Raw genomic sequence first — 18578 nt, forward strand, 5'->3', positions numbered from 1 at the left:
TGGGACAAGCAAAAATAGGGAATAATTAAAACGCTTATTCCCATGAAATCACGTCCAACAGATTGTATTTATTATTTTAGCTAAGTTGTCGATTAAAACTCAGCTTCTTGCATAAATCTCGTATCCACACTAAATAAATCTGGATGTTTGGGATTAATCTGCGCATAAAATGCCATGATTTCAGCCATATCCTGCTGATAGTCTCCTGTCGGATATACAATTTTACCAATACCCGTTTTTTTCTTTGCATAATCCATATATGCCAATGCAATTGGCACACCTGCATTCATCGCCACATGATAGAAGCCAGTTTTCCACTGTTCCTGTTTAGAACGCGTTCCCTCTGGCGTGACTAGCATCACCAATTTAGAATGGCTTTTAAATAAATCGCTCATCAACTGAACCATACTTGGACGAGCTTCACCATCTTTCTTAGGACGGCGATCAATACCAATTCCGCCCATTGCGCGGACAAAAGGTCCAAAAGGCAATTTCATATAGCTATCTTTGATGGTAATACGAACATGAACACCCAATGCTTTGAGTGCTAAACGTGCATAGAGTGCATCCCAATTGCTGGTATGTGGAGCAGCGATCATAACGCATTGATCAATGTTTAAATCCCAATGGTTATCGATTTGCCACCCCATCCATCCCAAACTTCGCTCAGCTAATTTTTCGAACACCCTACGCCCCAACAGATAAAATTTGCGCAGGATTGTAGCAATCATCATCCTAGATAAAAATGCAAATCGCCTATAAAACAAGCGATTAATATATAATTGTATAAAAATAATTAAAAGCTAAACTTGTCAGTAAATCATCCAAATTAAATCAATTTTGCAAAGAATTTGCATATATCAATTTTTAACTGAATTAAAATACTGAATCCAATGTAATTCACGACAATGATTATCAAAATGAATTTTTTGCGGATGAATATTTTTATTTGATTGGTGAATGACTTGATACTCGATCCAACTTTCCAAACATGCTTCCACTTCAAAAAGCTGATTGTCCTGTTCTATAGTGTGTTTTAGTTGAGTTCCATCAATAAAGGTATAGATTTTAGTGGTCTGAGTAAATGTTATATCATTCAAACGCGTTTGTTCAGACTGTTCAACCACATGTTGTATTTTGAGGTGGTCATTACGTGTTTCTTGATTACTTTGCATATCATAAATACAAGCAACATATTCAGCCAAATGAGTCATAACTTTAAATAACACCACCACAACAGAACTAACATAGTAGCTCAACTTGAGTAAGCAGACTACATTGCACTGCATTTCCTTACATAATTCACATTTCTTATCAGTGAGATAGCTTATATTCTTAGGATCTGTTGACATTTCAACCATGCCTTGCGTTATTGGTTCAAATGACATAAACAAAACATGATATAAAAACTTATCTATTTAGGTGATACGATGAAAAAAACACTCTTGGTTATTTCACTATTAGGGTTAACTTTAAGTGCTTGTTCTAAACCGACTCATCAAGCATCTGAAGATATTCAAACAACTGCACAAACTCAAGCTGCTGCATCTCATGAAGCAGCAACACCAACAATTGACTCTGAACACAATGCACAAAATAGTTTGGACTGGGCGGGCGAATATACTGGCTTACTACCATGTGCTGATTGCTCAGGAATTAAAACCAAACTGATTCTCAAATCAGATCATACTTACGAATTGATTGAAGAATATGAAGGGGTTAAAGGTGAAGGCAAACCATTTAAAACTCAAGGCAGTTTTAGCTTTGATGAGTCAGGATCGATTATCGGTCTAGATAAAAATGCCGATGGACGTAAATACTTCGTGGGTGAAAATATACTGGAAGCGCGTCGTTTTGATACAGGCGAAAAAATTGAAGGTCCAAATGCCGAGCTATATCAGTTAAGCAAAACAGCTGAATAACCAATCAATTACTAAAGATGTATTCAGTGTTCACATGATAAAAAACCTGCTGAAGCAGGTTTTTTATCTATGCACGATAAGATCAATGATTGCCTATCAAATAAATCCCAAACAATGTAAAGATTCCACCAGACACACCATCAATCCATTTTGCGGCATTTTGATAAGCTGCTTTAAAGCTTGGCAATGAAAAGACAAAAGCCACAAAGCTAAACCAAATTAAAGTCTCAATTGACACAATGACAAATAATAATGAATGTAATCCATCTAAATTTGGATTTGCCAAAAAGATAGAAAAAACACTACCAAAATAAATCACTGCTTTAGGATTAGATAAATTGGTTAAAAAACCTTTGAGAAAAAAGCGGAAGTTGCTTTGCGGCAACTCAAAATGATGTTGAGTTGTCATCACTTTTTTACTCAATGCAGATTTCAACATTTGATAGCCAAGCCAACACAAATAAATTCCACCCACCACCAAAATGACATGTCGAAGCCAAGCCATTTTTTCAAAAATAATATTCAACCCCATCAGTGCGAAGAATGCCCAGAACATTACGCCTGCAGTGATTCCAAGCACAACAAAGATAGATTGCTTTCTTGAACGACTTATTGCTGTTTGAGAAACGAGGAAAAAATCTGGACCTGGGGTGATGAGTGCACAAAAATGAATAAAGATTAAAGTGCTTAATGCAATCAACATTTGCTAAATTCCATTTAAAGATGGCTGTTTTATATTAGTGTGAAAATTCATGTTTTACCACCCATGTATTTCAGCTTTTTATGCGAAGTATAATTGAAATTTTTTGTATAATAGTGAAGTTGCAATCGATCGAAACCCATTGCAACTTGATCGAGTTAGACCAGAATATCGCGCTTACCGTTAGGTCCCTGTTCGCTGACAATCCCCTGCTCTTGCATTTGATCGACAATACGTGCAGCACGGTTATAACCTAAGCTAAACTTACGTTGTAACGATGATACTGATACCTTGCGGGTTTCCAATACAAAGGAAACACATTGGTCATACAGTGCATCACGGTTTGGATCACCATCCCCGTCCTCAAAACCACGTGAGGTCGGTTCCTCATCAAATGGGGTAAGAATTTCATCGATATAATTAGGTTCACCACGTTCACGCCATGCGTCACAGATCCGGTTGACCTCGTCATCGGAAATAAACGCCCCATGTACACGTTCAGGATCAATCTTACCCGGTCCGAGGAAGAGCATGTCCCCATGACCGAGCAAATCTTCTGCGCCACCACCATCAAGAATTGTACGTGAATCAATTTTACTGTTTACACGTAATGCTACACGGGTTGGAATGTTGGCTTTAATTAAGCCTGTAATCACGTCTACAGACGGTCGTTGTGTCGCTAGCAGTAAATGAATACCAGCCGCACGAGACTTTTGTGCCAAACGTGTGATCATCTCTTCCGCCTTTTTACCCACCTGCATGATCATGTCTGCAAATTCATCTGCTACAATCACGATGGATGGTAAAGGTTGCAAACGTGGCGCACGCTCCTGTGTGGCAGAATCACTGGCTTTCCACGTCGGGTCAATCAAATCCTCGCCATTGGCAATAGCTTCTTCAACTTTACGGTTATAGTCCGCCAGTTTACGAATCTTCAAGAATGACATCAGTTTATAACGACGTTCCATCTCATTTACACACCAGTTCAAAGCACTTACAGCATCTTTCATGTCTGTAACAACAGGGGTCAATAAATGAGGAATATCATTATAATTTGCCAATTCTAATTGCTTAGGGTCAATTAAAATCAAACGTAATTGGTCTGGCGTATATTTCAATAACATCGATAAAATCATCGAGTTAACTGCAACCGACTTACCCGAACCCGTTGTCCCTGCAACCAGCATATGGGGGGCTTTACCTAAATCAGTAATCACTGGATTACCTGAAATATCTTTACCCATTGCCATTGAAAGCAAACCGTTTGGATCTCTAAAAGCAGGGGTTTCAAGCAACTCAATCAAACGCACCATTTCACGGCTGCTATTGGGCACTTCAATGCCGATATACGGTTTACCTGGAATAACTTCAACAACACGCACCGAAGCCATAGACATTGAACGTGCTAAATCTCGTGAAATATTGGTGACTTTGGAAGCTTTAACGCCTGGTGCAAGATCCAACTCAAAACGTGTTACTACAGGTCCAGGTTGTGCTTCAATGACTTTTGCTTTGACATTGAACTCTTGTAGTTTAATTTCTAGTAATTCAGATAAGCGTGAAAGTTGTTCAGCTGTAAAGTTAACCTTTTTATTTGGATCAACTTTATCCAGTAACTCAAAGCCTGGCAAAGTAGGTAAATCACGACGCTTTTGGGCAACCTGCATTGCTCGTGACATTGGTCGACCAAAAGCATCTGTAAGCGGTGCATCTAAGTCGAAGTCATCTTCAAGTTCTGCAAACTCAGTCTGCAATTCATCTTGAGGTTTACCCGCTGTTTCTTGCCACGCCTCCCTAAACGCATCTTTATCGGAAGAAATCAGAGATTTCTCTTCTTCGCTTACCAAAGTTGATGCTGCTAAATGAGTTTGAATATTGGCACGGGTAAACGGCGAAGATTGGGCATAACTACTGGTGGTTCTTGCCTCAGCCGTTGTTCTAGGCTCAATGGAAGACTGTTCTGAATGCGTTATATCATGTGCTTCAGCAAATGGATCATCAGCAAGTGAAGCAAGTTCATCCAGTTCATGGGCTAAACCTGATGTTGTCACAACAGTCGGTGCAGTCGTTCCAGCAACATTGGCAAAACTCGTGGTGGGCTGAATGGTATCTGTAGATTCAACTTGCGTATGTTCTGTATTGGCATTGAATGGTGTATGAATATCTGTTGCGGTTTGCCCATTCGGAACAACAGATAATAATTCATCAAAAACTTGATCATCATCCCAGTCAAGTGATGATTTTTGTTTTATCTCCACATGGCTCACTGATGTATGTGCATGTGGTAAATGATCAGGATATTTATTTTCAGTTTGATCTTCTGAAGCTCTTAATAATGCATCTATATCACGATTGTGATCTTGATCTTGATTCAGTGCTTTCCATACTTCACCAGATGAAACCGTACGTTGACTGTCTTGTTCTAAACGATGCGCCTTTTCTAAGGTGCGTTCCAAGGTTTCATCATCGATATCATCTCGATCAAAGTGAGTCTCTTGATGAGCTTTATGTTCTTGTTCAATCATGTCATCAAACAAACGCTCAGCCGTTTGATTATGTTTAGTATTTTTAACAATTAAATGTTCTTTCGGCTGTTGCTCTTGATCAGCTTCAGTAAATTCTGCCTGTGCTGTAATCGGCTCAGCTTTATGCGAATGCACTTTATTCTTTTGTGGTGAAGTTAAATCATAGGCTGACTCACTTTCAGGCACATTTTTATAAAATAAATCTTGTAAATATGCAGGTGTGGCTTTCAACATTGCCCATGTTTTATTCCATTGGATTCCAAAAGCCAAAGTAAATAACACAATGAGTAAAATCAGGATAAAAATTACAGCGCCATAGATGGTCATCAGTTGAGATAGACTTTCACCTAATTCATAGCCAATAATCCCACCCGAGGCATTTGCCAATGTATCTGCAGGCACATTCCATAACAAATACAATAAACTCGATGTCGCCAGCAAAATGAAAAATTGAGCAGCATAACGAAATGGACGACTCACAAAGCTTCGTGGCCACCATACTTGTATGGCTTCAATAAACATAAATACAGGGATAAGTAGACTTGCCCAACCTAAGAAACCAAACAATAAATCAGCAATCCAAGCACCTGCAACACCACTGGCATTTGAAACCTGTTGTGTATCACTGGAAATATGCATCCAACCTGGATCAAATGGGGTATAAGTCACTGTTGCAAGGAACAGATAGATCCCAAATGAAATCAAGAATATTGTTGTTAAAAAGCGCTGTGCATAAACATTTGACACCGCAGTCATATACGATCCTGTAACCAATTATTCAAATTACTCTTTTCTGAAGCTTTTAAGCTTTTCTTGAGAGAAGAAATTTTTATATTATGCACCTGTTCTTTAAAAAAAGATGCACTATTATTTACTTGTGTTGTAAAGCATTGTTAGAAATTTAAAGTTTTATTTGCATGAAAATGCTCAACAAACTTATTTCGTCTTTCTATATAGCTCAATTCGATTTAGATGATCAATATTATCGACATTGAAGCCACACAACTTTGACCAAGTTTCACGTATAATTCGAGCAATTGCTATATTTTTTATAAAAAGGATGACTTATGAGCGCTCGTCACTCTCGGTTGATTATTCTCGGTTCTGGTCCTGCGGGTTATAGTGCTGCAGTATATGCAGCACGCGCCAACTTAAAGCCAACATTGATTGCTGGTATGCAGTTGGGTGGTCAATTAACCACGACGACTGATGTTGAAAACTGGCCGGGCGATGCTGAAGGTTTAACAGGTCCTGCATTGATGGAGCGTATGCAAGCGCATGCTGAACGTTTTGGTACTGAAATACTCTACGATCACATCAATGAAGTTGATTTGAAAGTGCGTCCATTCGTTCTCAAAGGCGACATGGATGAATACACCTGTGATGCTTTAATTATTGCAACTGGTGCAACAGCACAATACTTAGGTTTAGAGTCAGAACAAGCCTATATGGGTCAAGGTGTCAGTGCATGTGCAACTTGTGATGGTTTCTTTTACAAAAACCAAAAAGTCATGGTTGTGGGTGGCGGTAATACTGCGGTCGAAGAAGCATTATATCTTTCCAACATCGCATCACATGTAACGCTTGTACACCGTCGTGACAAATTACGCTCAGAAAAAATTCTTCAAGATCATCTCAATGAGAAAGTTAAAGAAGGAAAAATTTCGATCATCTGGAACCATCAGGTTGAAGAAGTTCTCGGTGACAGCAACTCAGGCGTAACGTCTGTACGTCTTAAATCAACCCAAGATGACTCATCACAAGACGTTGATGTTTCAGGTCTGTTTGTTGCGATTGGTCATAAACCAAATACTGCGATGTTTGAAGATCAACTTGAATTGCGTAATGGCTATATCCAAGTCCGCAGTGGTACAGCAGGTAATGCAACAGCAACATCTGTTGCAGGTGTATTTGCTGCAGGTGATGTGGCTGATGATGTGTATCGCCAAGCAATTACTTCGGCAGGTTCAGGCTGTATGGCTGCACTTGACGCAGACCGTTATTTAGATGGCTTAGAATAATTCAATTATTTTTGTAAAAACAAACCGCCTACATGGCGGTTTGTCTATTTTTGATTTATAAATAAACAAGATCAATGATTTTAAATAAATATCAATTATAGGAAAAAAGATGACAACAACGTGGACCGATGGCTACCAGACTGAAGTAAATTACACCTATGGCTACTACAAAGATCTTAGCCCCAATTATCAGAAATTTTGTTTACTACTCAATGGGGTAGATTGCCCACCTGCCAAAGATGATCATAAACATTGTGAACTCGGTTTTGGACAAGGGGTCAGTCTGAATATCCATGCCACCTCTAGTTTCGGCTTATTTTTCGGTACTGACTTCAACCCTGCACATGCAGCACATGCCAATGTTTTGGCTGAACAAACGCAAGTTCCGCACCATTTTTATGATGCCAGTTTTGAAGAATTACTGAATAAAGATCTACCGATGTTTGACTCCATCAGCCTGCATGGTATTTGGAGTTGGATCAGTCACGAAAACCAACATATTATTTTACAGTTCATCCGAAAATTTTTAAGTCCAAACGGGATTGTCTATATCAGTTATAATTGCTTAACGGGTTGGGCAGCCAATATGCCGATTCGAGAGCTATTTCACAGTCATTTTAAATTTAACAGCACCAGCACCAACCCACTACAAAAAGTAAATGACTCACTTGAGTTCAGTGAAGCCTTACTCACTCAAAATCCGTTATTTGCACAACGAAATCCCAATGCACTCAATAAAGTTCAAGACCTCAAAAAACAAAATCCCAATTATTTGGTTCATGAATATCTCAATCAAGATTGGCAATGTTTTTCATTTCAACAAGTGGTTCGAATCCTAGAAGAAATTAAACTGACCTATGCAGGTTCAACTGATTTAAATACCCATTTAGATAATATTAATTTTAGTGATCAACACCAGCAGTTTTTAAATACCATTGAGCATCCGATCTTTAAAGAACAATGTAGAGATTACTTTGCCAACACTCAATTTAGAAAAGATCTTTTTATTCGTGGTAAAAATACCCTCACCCCACTCGAAATTCAACATCGTCTGAGAAATACAGCTTTTGTGCTATTGATTGCACCTGAAAAGCTACCTACCACTATTGCTGGCTACTTAGGTGAATTTGATTTGCTCCAAGAAGTTTACCAACCTTTAGGCGCACACTTTAAAAATTCTGATTATCAGCCACAAACCCTTGCTCAACTCGAACAAGTCATGCCTGATATTACCTATGCCAAACTGTTAAATGCGCTGGTGATCTTGTGTCACTTAGGTTTAGCTCAGCCATGTCAGCACCAATTATCTGACGAAACAACACAACAAGCACAAAAGTTAAATCACTACTTCCTCGAACAAGCCAGTTATCATACCAATTATCAGGTTTTGGCATGCCCACTAACGGGGATTGGTATCCCAAGTGATCAGTTTACTCAACTTTTCTATCGTGCCCATTTTGTTGATGGTTTAAATTCTGCATCAGAGTTTGCTCAATATGTTTGGGATGTCCTCACACAATTAAGATGGTTGGTCTTGGATAAACAAGGGCAGCCTGTTTCTGACACTGAAACCAGTCTGAAAATTATTGAAGAAAAAGCACAGTTCTTTTTAGACAGCGATAAACTCAAAATTGCTCAACAATTGAAACTTTTTGCATAGCTTCTATTTAGACATCCCTACTGAAGATCAGCTAAGATAAAGCTGATCTTTTTTTATTGATGATATTCCGTGAACTCATTAGCACCTTCACAATTTATTTTCCCAGATCCAATAGAAGCTGATCCAGACGAACAAGGTTTAATTTGTATTGGCGCAGATTTAGATCCATCAACACTCTACGAAGCCTATACGCATGGTTTGTTTCCGTGGTTTTCTGAAGGTGAGCCGATTTGCTGGTGGAGCCCTGAACCAAGATGTATTATTCGTCCTCAAGACTATAAGCCCAGCAAATCACTGCTGCGCAACATGAAAAAGTTTGATTATCAAATCACCATTAATCATGCTTTTGAACAGGTCATTCGTTCGTGTTCACTGCCCCGTCAATATGCCGATGAAACCTGGATTTCTGAAGAAATTATTCAAGGTTACTGTCAGCTTTTTCAGGCGGGTTATGCGTATAGTGTTGAAGTTTGGGACCAAGATAAAATTGTTGGTGGGCTTTATGGGGTCAGTATTGGGCACGGTTGTTTTGGCGAGTCCATGTTCAGCACACAAACGGATGTATCCAAAATGGCGTTTTATACACTGATGCTCTTAGGTCGCGAAAATGATTTGCCATGGATTGACTGTCAGCTAGTCAATGATCACTTAATCAGCTTAGGTGCTTGCACACTTTCTCGCCATGAATATCTTAAATCGTTACAAGATGTAATAAAACAGCCCCCTATAGATTGGAAAAGTTATCAAGAGCGTGTATTTTCAAGTAAAACAATAGCGAATTTTTCGCGCTTAATGGAATGACAATAAAAGGAGGGGCTGATTTATGAATTCTTATCATCCTAAGTCCCTATTGAACGACTTACAGTACTATATTACTCCACCACATGATTGCAGCTATCTAGAAAATAAATCTGCACGTATGGTTTTTCTCGATCCTGTACATCGCATTGATGTGGTCACGCTTTCTGAATTATCACGCGTGGGCTTTAGACGCAGTGGTGACTTTGTTTATCGCCCTGAATGCCATCTGTGTCGTCAATGTTTATCTTGCCGCGTCCCCGTTGCTGAATTTCAAATGAACAGTGCGCAAAAAAAAGCATGGAAACGCAATCAAGATCTCACAGTAAAAATTATTTCCACTCAAGAGGCGAGCCAAATACATTATCAGCTTTATGAACGTTATATTATTGAACGGCATGCTGATGGTGATATGTTCCCTCCGAGCTATGATCAATTTGAAAAATTCTTGATCCACAGCTGTACCAATAGTTTCTTTCTTGAACTGTGGAAAGATGATCGTTTAATCAGTGTGTCTACCTGTGATCAATTGGATGATGGTGTCTCTGCGGTGTATACCTTCTTTGATCCAAGTGAAAGCAAACGCTCACTTGGCGTTTTTGCGATACTAAAGCAAATCGAATATGTTAAATCGTTGAGCTTGGATTATGTCTATTTAGGCTATTGGGTTCCACATGCCAACAAAATGAATTACAAATCCCAATATGCCCCATTTGAATTGTTACTAGACGGGCAATGGCGTCGTATCAATCGACATTTGGACGCCAAAGAGATTCAAGAGTTAGGCGATATGTTAATGACCACACTCCCTTCTGAGTGGAACGAGCCCATTATTAAATAATCGGCTTGAGCTGTTATTTAAACTATTTTTGTTAAATCATTTTATTTAAATAATTTCGAAAAATCATCACTACATGTTTTGACCATAATGATGGCATGCTCACGGCTACCATCTTTATTGGGATAGTAGTTTTTGCGCAAATCAATCTGATGAAAGCCAGATTTTTCGTACAATGCGATTGCTGCTTGATTTGACTCACGAACTTCAAGAAAGATTTGTACAGGGTTATTTTTTAACAGGGTTATCGATTCCTCTAACAGTTGATAACCTAACCCTCTCCCCTGCTGACTTGGATGAATGGCCATGAGTAATAGATTTGCCTCATCTAGCACAGGTTGCAAAATACAAAAACCAACAACTTGATGGTTCTGTTCAATTACCGTGCTCACATAGCTTGTGATGGACTCCTCGAATTGACTTATTTTCCAAGGATGGCTTTGTACTTGATTTTCAATTTCAGCCACAACATGTAAATCTGAAGCTTGCATTAAACGAATCATCTTCGTTCATTAACTCAATATAAAAAATGAATTATATGTAATTTATACAATTAGTCGAATAAAAAAGAGCAACAAATGTTGCTCTTAGATAATGCTCTCAATGAAACATTAAAGCCCTAATTTTGCTTTCCATGTTTCAAGCAAACTAACTGTATCTAAATCATTTGGATGAAATCCAGGTTTAAAGTAAGCCAACATCTCTTTGGTCATGCCTGTAATAATGCCTTTTGAGGGGCTATAAGCATATTTATAAATGATGCCGAGCTCTTTTAGATTAAGCTTTCCATCCTCTTTTAATAGACGTACAACAAATGAGGATTGCGCCATAAAGATCAGTACCATTGAAACCACCAAGGCTGTTGTACGTAATCCATAAGCTTTAATGCCTTTACCAAAGACCGCTTCATACACATCAAAAGCCACCGCTTTATGCTCATTTTCCTCTACCGCATGCCAATACCACATATATGACATGGTTGGATCGGTCATGAGCTTTTGAATATGTTCATTTATCAATAGTTGAGAGGCGATCGTGGCAGTAAAGTGTTCTAATGCTGTTGTCGCAGTCAAATCAACCATTTCTTGAGTCATGCCAAATGGTTTAACAACTCGTGCAAACCATTTTCGTGCACCTTGAATAAGCGCACCTGTTTCACGTTCATACTTCTCAACATCGTGTCCAAATCGTTTTGCGGATGCATTAAAGTTTTCATGCTCTTTGGTGTGCATGGCTTCTTGACCAATAAAAGCACTAATTTCTTTTTGCAATGCTTGATTGTCTTTAATTGCTGGGTGATAACGCACTGCGCGTACAGAATCAATAAATAACTTTTCACCATCTGGGAACAAAGCAGATAATGCCGTCATGAAATGTGTAATACCTGCAGAGTCATTTGCCCAGTATTCAGGTACATCGTCAAAATTAAAATCCATACGACGTACAGGGAACGTTGCACCAGCACGGTTTGAAATATTCACTTTTGCATTCATTGCAGTTACTCCTATTAAGTGAGATATCACTTAAATTCTTTATGTTTGTTTTTCTCTTTCTTTATCTTACTTTTTTATAATTTTTGGATAATTGCAGATTAGGTCACACAAATATCAGTTAAGGACAGCTTTAGACTGTAATTGTCTGACAATTTACAGGTTTTGTTTTAGCCATAAAAAAAGCGCCCCATAGGAGCGCTTTTTTATACACAATCAGCGATTATGCAGTTACTTTAGCAACTACACCAGCACCAACTGTACGACCACCTTCACGGATCGCAAAACGTAGACCTGGGTCCATTGCGATTGGGTGGATCAATTCTACTGACATTTCAACGTTGTCGCCTGGCATTACCATTTCAACGCCGTCTTGTAATTGGATTGCACCAGTTACGTCAGTTGTACGGAAGTAGAATTGTGGACGGTAACCGTTAAGGAACGGAGTATGACGACCACCTTCTTCTTTAGAAAGTACATATACTTCTGCGTCGAATTTAGTGTGCGGCTTGATTGTACCTGGTTTAGCAAGTACTTGACCACGTTGTACGTCTTCACGCTTAGTACCACGTAAAAGTACACCACAGTTCTCGCCAGCACGACCTTCGTCTAGAAGTTTACGGAACATTTCTACGCCAGTTACAGTTGTTTTAACTGTATCTTTAATACCAACGATTTCAACTTCTTCGCCTACTTTAACGATACCAGATTCTACACGACCTGTTACCACTGTACCACGACCAGAGATTGAGAATACGTCTTCGATTGGCATCAAGAATGCTTTGTCGATTGCACGCTCTGGTTCTGGGATATAAGAGTCAAGCGCTTCAACAAGTGCAAGAACTGCAGATTCGCCATACTGACCAGCATCACCATTAAGTGCAGCAAGTGCTGAACCACGGATGATTGGAGTGTCATCACCTGGGAAGTCATAAGTAGAAAGAAGTTCACGAACTTCCATTTCTACTAATTCAAGTAATTCTTCATCATCAACAAGGTCACACTTGTTAAGGAATACAAGAATATAAGGTACACCTACTTGGCGAGAAAGAAGGATGTGTTCACGAGTTTGTGGCATTGGACCATCAGTCGCAGCACATACAAGGATCGCACCGTCCATCTGAGCAGCACCAGTGATCATGTTTTTAACATAATCGGCGTGTCCTGGGCAGTCTACGTGAGCGTAGTGACGGATTGGAGAATCGTATTCTACGTGTGAAGTATTAATTGTAATACCACGTGCTTTTTCTTCTGGTGCAGAGTCGATTGCTGCGTAGTCTTTAGCTTCACCGCCGTAAGTTTTTGCACAGATAGTTGCAATTGCAGCAGTTAAAGTTGTTTTACCATGGTCAACGTGACCAATTGTACCCACGTTTACGTGTGGCTTATTACGTTCAAACTTAGCCTTAGCCATGAGAGCTTCCTTTTTTAACTACTCATGCAGGGTCACTGCATGAGCACTTGGTTTTTAACTATGAATTAGTTTGGGCTTATAGTAATCGAAAGATTACTCGTCGTCACCTTTTTTACCGCCAGACTGGAATTTAGAAATGATGCCTTCAGCCACGTTACGTGGAGTTTCAGCATATTTAGCAAATTCCATAGAGTATGTCGCACGACCTTGAGACATAGAACGCATTTGAGTCGCGTAACCAAACATCTCAGCAAGTGGAACTTCAGCACGAATTGCTTTAGTACCGCCAGGTAAGTCATCCATACCTTGAACCATACCACGACGACGGTTTAAGTCACCCATGATATCGCCCATGTAGTCTTCTGGAGTTTCTACTTCAACTTTCATGATCGGTTCAAGCAAGATCGGATCTGCTTTCATGAAACCATCACGGAATGCGTAAGAACCTGCCATTTTGAACGATAATTCGTCAGAGTCGACATCGTGGTAAGAACCGTCAAATAATGTCGCTTTGATACCCACAACAGGGTAACCAGCCAAGACACCATTCTTCATACGTTCTTGAATACCTTTGTCAACTGCACCGAAGAATTCTTTAGGTACAACACCACCAACAACTTCTTCAGCAAATTCGTATTCTTTACCAGCTTCAGGATCAAGCGGTTCTAAACGTACGTATACGTGACCGAACTTACCTTTACCACCAGTTTGACGAACGAATTTACCTTCTTGTTCAACAGACTTTTTGATTGTCTCACGGTAAGCAACCATTGGTTTACCAATGTTCGCTTCAACACCGAATTCACGTTTCATACGGTCAACGATGATGTCAAGGTGAAGCTCACCCATACCCGCAATAATTGTTTGACCAGATTCTTCGTCAGTGCGAACACGGAACGATGGATCTTCTTTCGCCAAACGACCTAAAGCAATCGACATTTTTTCTTGGTCAGCTTTAGTTTTTGGCTCAACTGCAAGTGCAATTACTGGCTCTGGGAATTCCATACGCTCAAGTGTGATGACATTTTTCTCATCACAAAGTGTATCACCTGTAGTTACGTCTTTAAGACCTACACACGCAGCGATATCACCCGCACGGATTTCTTCAACGTCTTGACGATCGTTTGCGTGCATTTGCACGATACGACCAATACGTTCACGTTTAGATTTAACTGGGTTATAAACAGAATCACCTTGTTTAAGAACACCAGAGTAAACACGTACGAATGTCAAGTTACCTACGAACTTGTCGTTCATGATTTTGAACGCCAACGCAGAGAATGGAGCTTCGTCAGATGCTTCACGAACAGCTTTAGTTTCAGCTTTATCGTCAAGTACACCTTCAATCGCTTTCACTTCTGTAGGTGATGGCAAGAATTCAATTACAGCATCCAACATACGTTGAACACCTTTGTTTTTAAACGCTGTACCACAAAGCATTGGTTGAATTTGACAAGCTAATGTTTGAACACGTAAACCAGAAACGATGTCTTCTTTATCAAGATCACCATTTTCAAGGTATTTGTCCATTAACTCTTCAGAAGCTTCAGCAGCAGCTTCAACCATGTTTGTACGCCATTCTTCAGCAGTCGCTTGAAGATCAGCTGGAATATCGCCGTATTCGAACTTCATACCTTGAGAAGCTTCGTCCCAAATGATCGCTTTCATTTCGATCAGGTCGATAACACCTTGGAAGTTTTCTTCAGCACCGATTGGAACAACGATAGGTACAGGATGTGCACCAAGACGTGTTTTCATTTGTTCAACAACACGGAAGAAGTTTGCACCTGTACGGTCCATCTTGTTCACGAATGCTAAACGAGGTACTTGGTACTTGTTCGCTTGACGCCATACAGTTTCAGACTGAGGTTGTACACCACCTACAGCACAGTAAACCATACAAGCACCGTCAAGAACACGCATAGAACGTTCAACTTCGATTGTGAAGTCTACGTGTCCCGGTGTATCAATTACGTTGATACGGTGTTCAGGGAACTGTTTACTCATACCTGACCAGAATGTAGTCGTAGCAGCTGAAGTGATTGTAATACCACGTTCTTGCTCTTGTTCCATCCAGTCCATTGTTGCTGCACCATCATGTACTTCACCAATTTTGTGAGATACACCTGTGTAGAACAAAATACGTTCTGTAGTCGTGGTTTTACCAGCATCAATGTGCGCAGAAATACCAATGTTACGATAACGAGAAATTGGGGTTTGACGAGCCATGATTTCTTGCATTCCTAAATTTTGTTGTTTAAAACAGGACGCATCAATGAAGCATTGATGCGTACGGATACTCAATACGTAATGGGCAACTTAAATACCCGCAAATCCCCCACTTTGGTAGAGGGCGATGTTAAATCGAGCTGCAATACGCATGAGTATTCTCCTGATAAGGGACTGTTTTAGCCGCTTAGAAGCGGTAGTGAGAGAAGGCTTTGTTAGCTTCAGCCATACGGTGCACATCTTCACGTTTTTTGATCGCTGCGCCTTTACCTTCAGCTGCATCAAGCAACTCACCAGCAAGACGTAACGCCATAGTTTTTTCAGAACGCTTAGCAGCAGCATCTACTAACCAACGCATAGCCAAGGCAGTACGACGGGATGGGCGTACTTCCATAGGTACTTGATAAGTAGCACCACCAACACGGCGTGCTTTTACTTCGACCATAGGACGAACTTTTTCAAGAGTAGTCTCAAAAAATTCAACTGGGTCAACTTTGTTTTTTTCTTGAACGCGGTCTAAAGCACCGTAAACGATACTTTCAGCAATAGACTTTTTACCATCTTGCATTACGTGGTTCATGAATTTAGCGATTGTTTGGCTACTGAACTTAGGATCCGGAAGGATTTCACGAGCAGCAACTACGCGACGTCTTGGCATTTTAATCTACCTATAAATATGACACTTCAGGTTTATCCAGCATGAGCACAAAGTGTCATGTGCTATTCGCTGGCCTTACTACACGTCGCTTGAATTTCACAAAATTAATGCAGAAATCAGACAAGCGAGACGATAAAGGATTGTGGTTCTATCGGCTTAAGAAGCGAATCTCGAAAGATTATTTCTTAGGACGTTTAGTACCGTATTTTGAACGAGACTGGTTACGATCTTTAACACCAGCACAGTCCAAAGAACCACGAACGGTATGGTAACGTACACCTGGTAAGTCTTTAACACGACCACCACGGATAAGAACAACACTGTGCTCTTGTAGGTTATGACCTTCACCACCGATATAGCTAGAAACTTCAAAACCTGAAGTTAAGCGAACACGGCAAACTTTACGCATTGCTGAGTTAGGTTTTTTAGGTGTAGTTGTATAAACACGTGTACAAACACCACGACGTTGTGGACAAGCCTTCAACGCAGGAACTTTTGATTTTTCAACCAAAGTTGTACGACCCTTACGGATCAACTGATTTGTTGTTGCCATATGGCAATTCTCCCGTTAATAAAAAGCCTCAAAAAATTACCACTTTTTGAGGGCATGCAATTGTAAGCCAAGATGTAAAAATGGTCAATATTCAACGTACTGTCAAATATTGACCATTTCGAACTTTGCAGATAAAACCAAGCAAACTTAGTCTGGCTTATTTTCTGATTTTTTATCAGTAGCTTCTGCGTTTTTTTCAGTGCCTTTTACTGTATTTTCAGCATTAACTTTCGGTTTGGCTGGTGTACGTTTTTTTGTTACAGTTTTTGCGGCTGTCGTTGCCTTTACCGCAGAAGTTGAAGTAGCTGTAGCTGGCTTTTTCTGTACATTGCGGCGAGGTTTTGCCGTGATCGATTTTTCATCCAACTGTTCAGACGTGTTTTTTCCAATATGCGTATCAGCTAACTTTTGAATACCCTGCTCAACTTTTTCTACAGGATTTGAAACAACATCTTCCTCATTAGGTTTTTCTTTCACTTCAACTTGAGTAATGGTTTTGTTCTCAATTTGTGCGTCTGTTTTCTCTGGATTACTCTTTTGCGATGAATCCGCTAAAAGTAATGGATTGGCATCAGACAGCAACTGAGTAAACTGCTCATAAGCCTCTAAAGTATCGATTGTTTGATCAGGGTGCTGAAGCAAATATTGACGTGCTCCTGAAAAAACGATTTGAGCTTGCGCTGTGGCATCATCCACCAATTTCCAACTATATACAGCGCTGATTCCCATCGTGGCTAAAGGTGTTAAACGCGTCAACAGATTGAACTGAGGAAGATTATTCATCCATGATAATTTAAATGAACCATCTTCATTGGCAATCCATTTTTTTAGCAGCTCAGCATCATTTGCTGAACCTAATAATTGCTGGAGTTGATTGACATTATGGGTTTGCAAAACACCCGCAATTGTTCGAATTGCCGCAATTAATGCCTGCTTTTCAGCGACAGTCCCAAGGTCAATCTGTTTAAAAATATATTCTACAACGGTATGGTCTTTAGCCTGTAACTCAAAACCATATGCTCGCCCAGTATGGTAAACACTGCGTAGTGCCAGAGCCAAGGAAGTTGGTACATCAATAATCGCACCAACGCCTCCAACCGCACCTGTCAATGTACCCTGAATTGCGGCAATAATCTTATTTTGATTCGCTAATGCAGTACTGATCCTTCTTGAACGTTCAGTATCTTGACTAAGTTCTGCTAGATTTTTTGCACCAACCTCTTTTAATAAGGACTCAACAGAGGTCAACTCAGAGACGAAATCATTGAGTTTATCGAAAAGGAAATCTGACAGTTTTTCATTTAAATCTGGGGAAATAAATGAAGCAACATGATTAATTTTTTTTGAATGTTTTCCCAACAGTTTGCCAGTTACATTGGGTAAATGCTCACGCATCATTTGCTGAGGATTTTCATATTTTTTTCGCTCAAAAGCATTTTTTTCTTGGGCTGTACCTTGAACAACTGAGTCTGCTTGAGGGCTTTGTGTAAGCTTACTGACTGTTCCTGGCGCGACATGCTGAAGCACATTTAAACCCGTTTCACTGAGTTTTTTTGCTACACCAAAAGCATTTGAAATAAGTCCGCTTGAATGTTTTTTATTGGAATTTACCATCTGCATCCTCTGTAACTATGTTTATATTACTAATACTAAGACATATACCCTGAGTCTGCTGACAAATCATCTACGATGGAATCAGCAACACCCCCTGTACATTAATGTACCGAATCATTCACCAATACAATTACTATTTCATAAAATTTCAGTACA

16 protein-coding genes are annotated in these 18578 nt (G+C 39.7%); 5 read left to right on the forward strand and 11 right to left on the reverse strand.

Going from position 1 to position 18578, the window contains the following annotated elements; genetic code table 11:
• Positions 1-92: 92 nt before the first annotated feature.
• Both AAV97_RS14375 and AAV97_RS14380 read right to left on the reverse strand, forming a co-directional pair.
• On the reverse strand, positions 93-731 hold the full coding sequence (locus AAV97_RS14375) for a 1-acyl-sn-glycerol-3-phosphate acyltransferase (protein ID WP_046760973.1): 639 nt from the start codon (positions 729-731) through the stop codon (positions 93-95).
• 129 nt (positions 732-860) lie between these two features.
• On the reverse strand, positions 861-1388 hold the full coding sequence (locus AAV97_RS14380) for a hypothetical protein (protein ID WP_227567082.1): 528 nt from the start codon (positions 1386-1388) through the stop codon (positions 861-863).
• Positions 1389-1430: 42 nt separating this feature from the next.
• Between AAV97_RS14380 and AAV97_RS14385 the strand changes: the two genes are divergently transcribed.
• Positions 1431-1922 (forward strand): copper resistance protein NlpE, encoded by a 492-nt coding sequence (locus AAV97_RS14385; protein ID WP_005033576.1) that lies wholly within the window; start codon positions 1431-1433, stop codon positions 1920-1922.
• A gap of 82 nt (positions 1923-2004) precedes the next feature.
• Here the strand turns inward: AAV97_RS14385 and rhtC are convergent, their stop codons facing one another.
• Both rhtC and AAV97_RS14395 read right to left on the reverse strand, forming a co-directional pair.
• Positions 2005-2625: a threonine export protein RhtC gene (gene rhtC, locus AAV97_RS14390; RefSeq protein WP_046760906.1), complete on the reverse strand. Its 621-nt coding sequence runs from the start codon at positions 2623-2625 to the stop codon at positions 2005-2007.
• Between the two features lie 155 nt (positions 2626-2780).
• The gene (locus AAV97_RS14395; protein WP_046760907.1) at positions 2781-5903 is read right to left on the reverse strand and encodes a DNA translocase FtsK; all 3123 of its coding nucleotides are present in this window, start codon (positions 5901-5903) and stop codon (positions 2781-2783) included.
• A 311-nt stretch (positions 5904-6214) separates the two neighbouring features.
• On the opposite strand from AAV97_RS14395, the gene trxB reads away from it, so the two are divergent.
• The 4 genes from trxB (at position 6215) to AAV97_RS14415 (ending at position 10467) form a co-directional block, all read left to right on the forward strand.
• Positions 6215-7168, forward strand: a complete 954-nt coding sequence (trxB, locus tag AAV97_RS14400; protein WP_004829981.1) for a thioredoxin-disulfide reductase — start codon at positions 6215-6217, stop codon at positions 7166-7168.
• 109 nt (positions 7169-7277) lie between these two features.
• Complete coding sequence (locus tag AAV97_RS14405; RefSeq protein WP_009583865.1) at positions 7278-8828, forward strand: class I SAM-dependent methyltransferase; 1551 nt, start codon at positions 7278-7280, stop codon at positions 8826-8828.
• Between the two features lie 69 nt (positions 8829-8897).
• A complete protein-coding gene (gene aat / locus AAV97_RS14410) occupies positions 8898-9629 on the forward strand; it encodes a leucyl/phenylalanyl-tRNA--protein transferase (RefSeq protein WP_005033587.1) in 732 nt (243 codons plus the stop codon).
• 22 nt (positions 9630-9651) lie between these two features.
• Complete coding sequence (locus AAV97_RS14415) at positions 9652-10467, forward strand: arginyltransferase (protein ID WP_004829984.1); 816 nt, start codon at positions 9652-9654, stop codon at positions 10465-10467.
• Positions 10468-10508: 41 nt separating this feature from the next.
• Here AAV97_RS14415 and rimI read toward each other — a convergent pair whose 3' ends face one another.
• The 7 genes from rimI to AAV97_RS14450 form a co-directional block, all read right to left on the reverse strand.
• Entirely contained in the window at positions 10509-10967 is a 459-nt protein-coding gene (rimI, locus tag AAV97_RS14420) for a ribosomal protein S18-alanine N-acetyltransferase (RefSeq protein WP_005033592.1), read from the reverse strand.
• A gap of 108 nt (positions 10968-11075) precedes the next feature.
• Positions 11076-11957, reverse strand: coding sequence for a metal-dependent hydrolase (locus tag AAV97_RS14425; RefSeq protein ID WP_005033594.1), 882 nt, complete (start codon positions 11955-11957; stop codon positions 11076-11078).
• 220 nt (positions 11958-12177) lie between these two features.
• Positions 12178-13368, reverse strand: coding sequence for an elongation factor Tu (tuf, locus tag AAV97_RS14430; RefSeq protein WP_004718491.1), 1191 nt, complete (start codon positions 13366-13368; stop codon positions 12178-12180).
• 93 nt (positions 13369-13461) lie between these two features.
• Complete coding sequence (gene fusA / locus AAV97_RS14435) at positions 13462-15597, reverse strand: elongation factor G (RefSeq protein WP_009586196.1); 2136 nt, start codon at positions 15595-15597, stop codon at positions 13462-13464.
• A 187-nt stretch (positions 15598-15784) separates the two neighbouring features.
• On the reverse strand, positions 15785-16255 hold the full coding sequence (rpsG, locus tag AAV97_RS14440; RefSeq protein WP_004655203.1) for a 30S ribosomal protein S7: 471 nt from the start codon (positions 16253-16255) through the stop codon (positions 15785-15787).
• A gap of 178 nt (positions 16256-16433) precedes the next feature.
• The gene (gene rpsL, locus AAV97_RS14445; RefSeq protein WP_002050319.1) at positions 16434-16808 is read right to left on the reverse strand and encodes a 30S ribosomal protein S12; all 375 of its coding nucleotides are present in this window, start codon (positions 16806-16808) and stop codon (positions 16434-16436) included.
• Between the two features lie 147 nt (positions 16809-16955).
• Complete coding sequence (locus tag AAV97_RS14450) at positions 16956-18422, reverse strand: EcsC family protein (RefSeq protein ID WP_046760908.1); 1467 nt, start codon at positions 18420-18422, stop codon at positions 16956-16958.
• Positions 18423-18578: the final 156 nt, after the last annotated feature.

Source organism: Acinetobacter sp. Ag2 (genome assembly GCF_001005515.1).
Classification (GTDB): domain Bacteria; phylum Pseudomonadota; class Gammaproteobacteria; order Pseudomonadales; family Moraxellaceae; genus Acinetobacter; species Acinetobacter bereziniae.

What these genes read in the sequence shown, in the direction of transcription:
- AAV97_RS14375 (WP_046760973.1), bottom strand. Translation starts at nt 731, where the DNA reads ATGATTGCTACAATCCTGCGCAAATTTTATCTGTTGGGGCGTAGGGTG.
- AAV97_RS14380 (WP_227567082.1), bottom strand. Translation starts at nt 1,388, where the DNA reads ATGTCATTTGAACCAATAACGCAAGGCATGGTTGAAATGTCAACAGAT.
- AAV97_RS14385 (WP_005033576.1), top strand. Translation starts at nt 1,431, where the DNA reads ATGAAAAAAACACTCTTGGTTATTTCACTATTAGGGTTAACTTTAAGT.
- rhtC (WP_046760906.1), bottom strand. Translation starts at nt 2,625, where the DNA reads ATGTTGATTGCATTAAGCACTTTAATCTTTATTCATTTTTGTGCACTC.
- AAV97_RS14395 (WP_046760907.1), bottom strand. Translation starts at nt 5,903, where the DNA reads ATGACTGCGGTGTCAAATGTTTATGCACAGCGCTTTTTAACAACAATA.
- trxB (WP_004829981.1), top strand. Translation starts at nt 6,215, where the DNA reads ATGAGCGCTCGTCACTCTCGGTTGATTATTCTCGGTTCTGGTCCTGCG.
- AAV97_RS14405 (WP_009583865.1), top strand. Translation starts at nt 7,278, where the DNA reads ATGACAACAACGTGGACCGATGGCTACCAGACTGAAGTAAATTACACC.
- AAV97_RS14415 (WP_004829984.1), top strand. Translation starts at nt 9,652, where the DNA reads ATGAATTCTTATCATCCTAAGTCCCTATTGAACGACTTACAGTACTAT.
- rimI (WP_005033592.1), bottom strand. Translation starts at nt 10,967, where the DNA reads ATGATTCGTTTAATGCAAGCTTCAGATTTACATGTTGTGGCTGAAATT.
- AAV97_RS14425 (WP_005033594.1), bottom strand. Translation starts at nt 11,957, where the DNA reads ATGAATGCAAAAGTGAATATTTCAAACCGTGCTGGTGCAACGTTCCCT.
- tuf (WP_004718491.1), bottom strand. Translation starts at nt 13,368, where the DNA reads ATGGCTAAGGCTAAGTTTGAACGTAATAAGCCACACGTAAACGTGGGT.
- fusA (WP_009586196.1), bottom strand. Translation starts at nt 15,597, where the DNA reads ATGGCTCGTCAAACCCCAATTTCTCGTTATCGTAACATTGGTATTTCT.
- rpsG (WP_004655203.1), bottom strand. Translation starts at nt 16,255, where the DNA reads ATGCCAAGACGTCGCGTAGTTGCTGCTCGTGAAATCCTTCCGGATCCT.
- rpsL (WP_002050319.1), bottom strand. Translation starts at nt 16,808, where the DNA reads ATGGCAACAACAAATCAGTTGATCCGTAAGGGTCGTACAACTTTGGTT.
- AAV97_RS14450 (WP_046760908.1), bottom strand. Translation starts at nt 18,422, where the DNA reads ATGGTAAATTCCAATAAAAAACATTCAAGCGGACTTATTTCAAATGCT.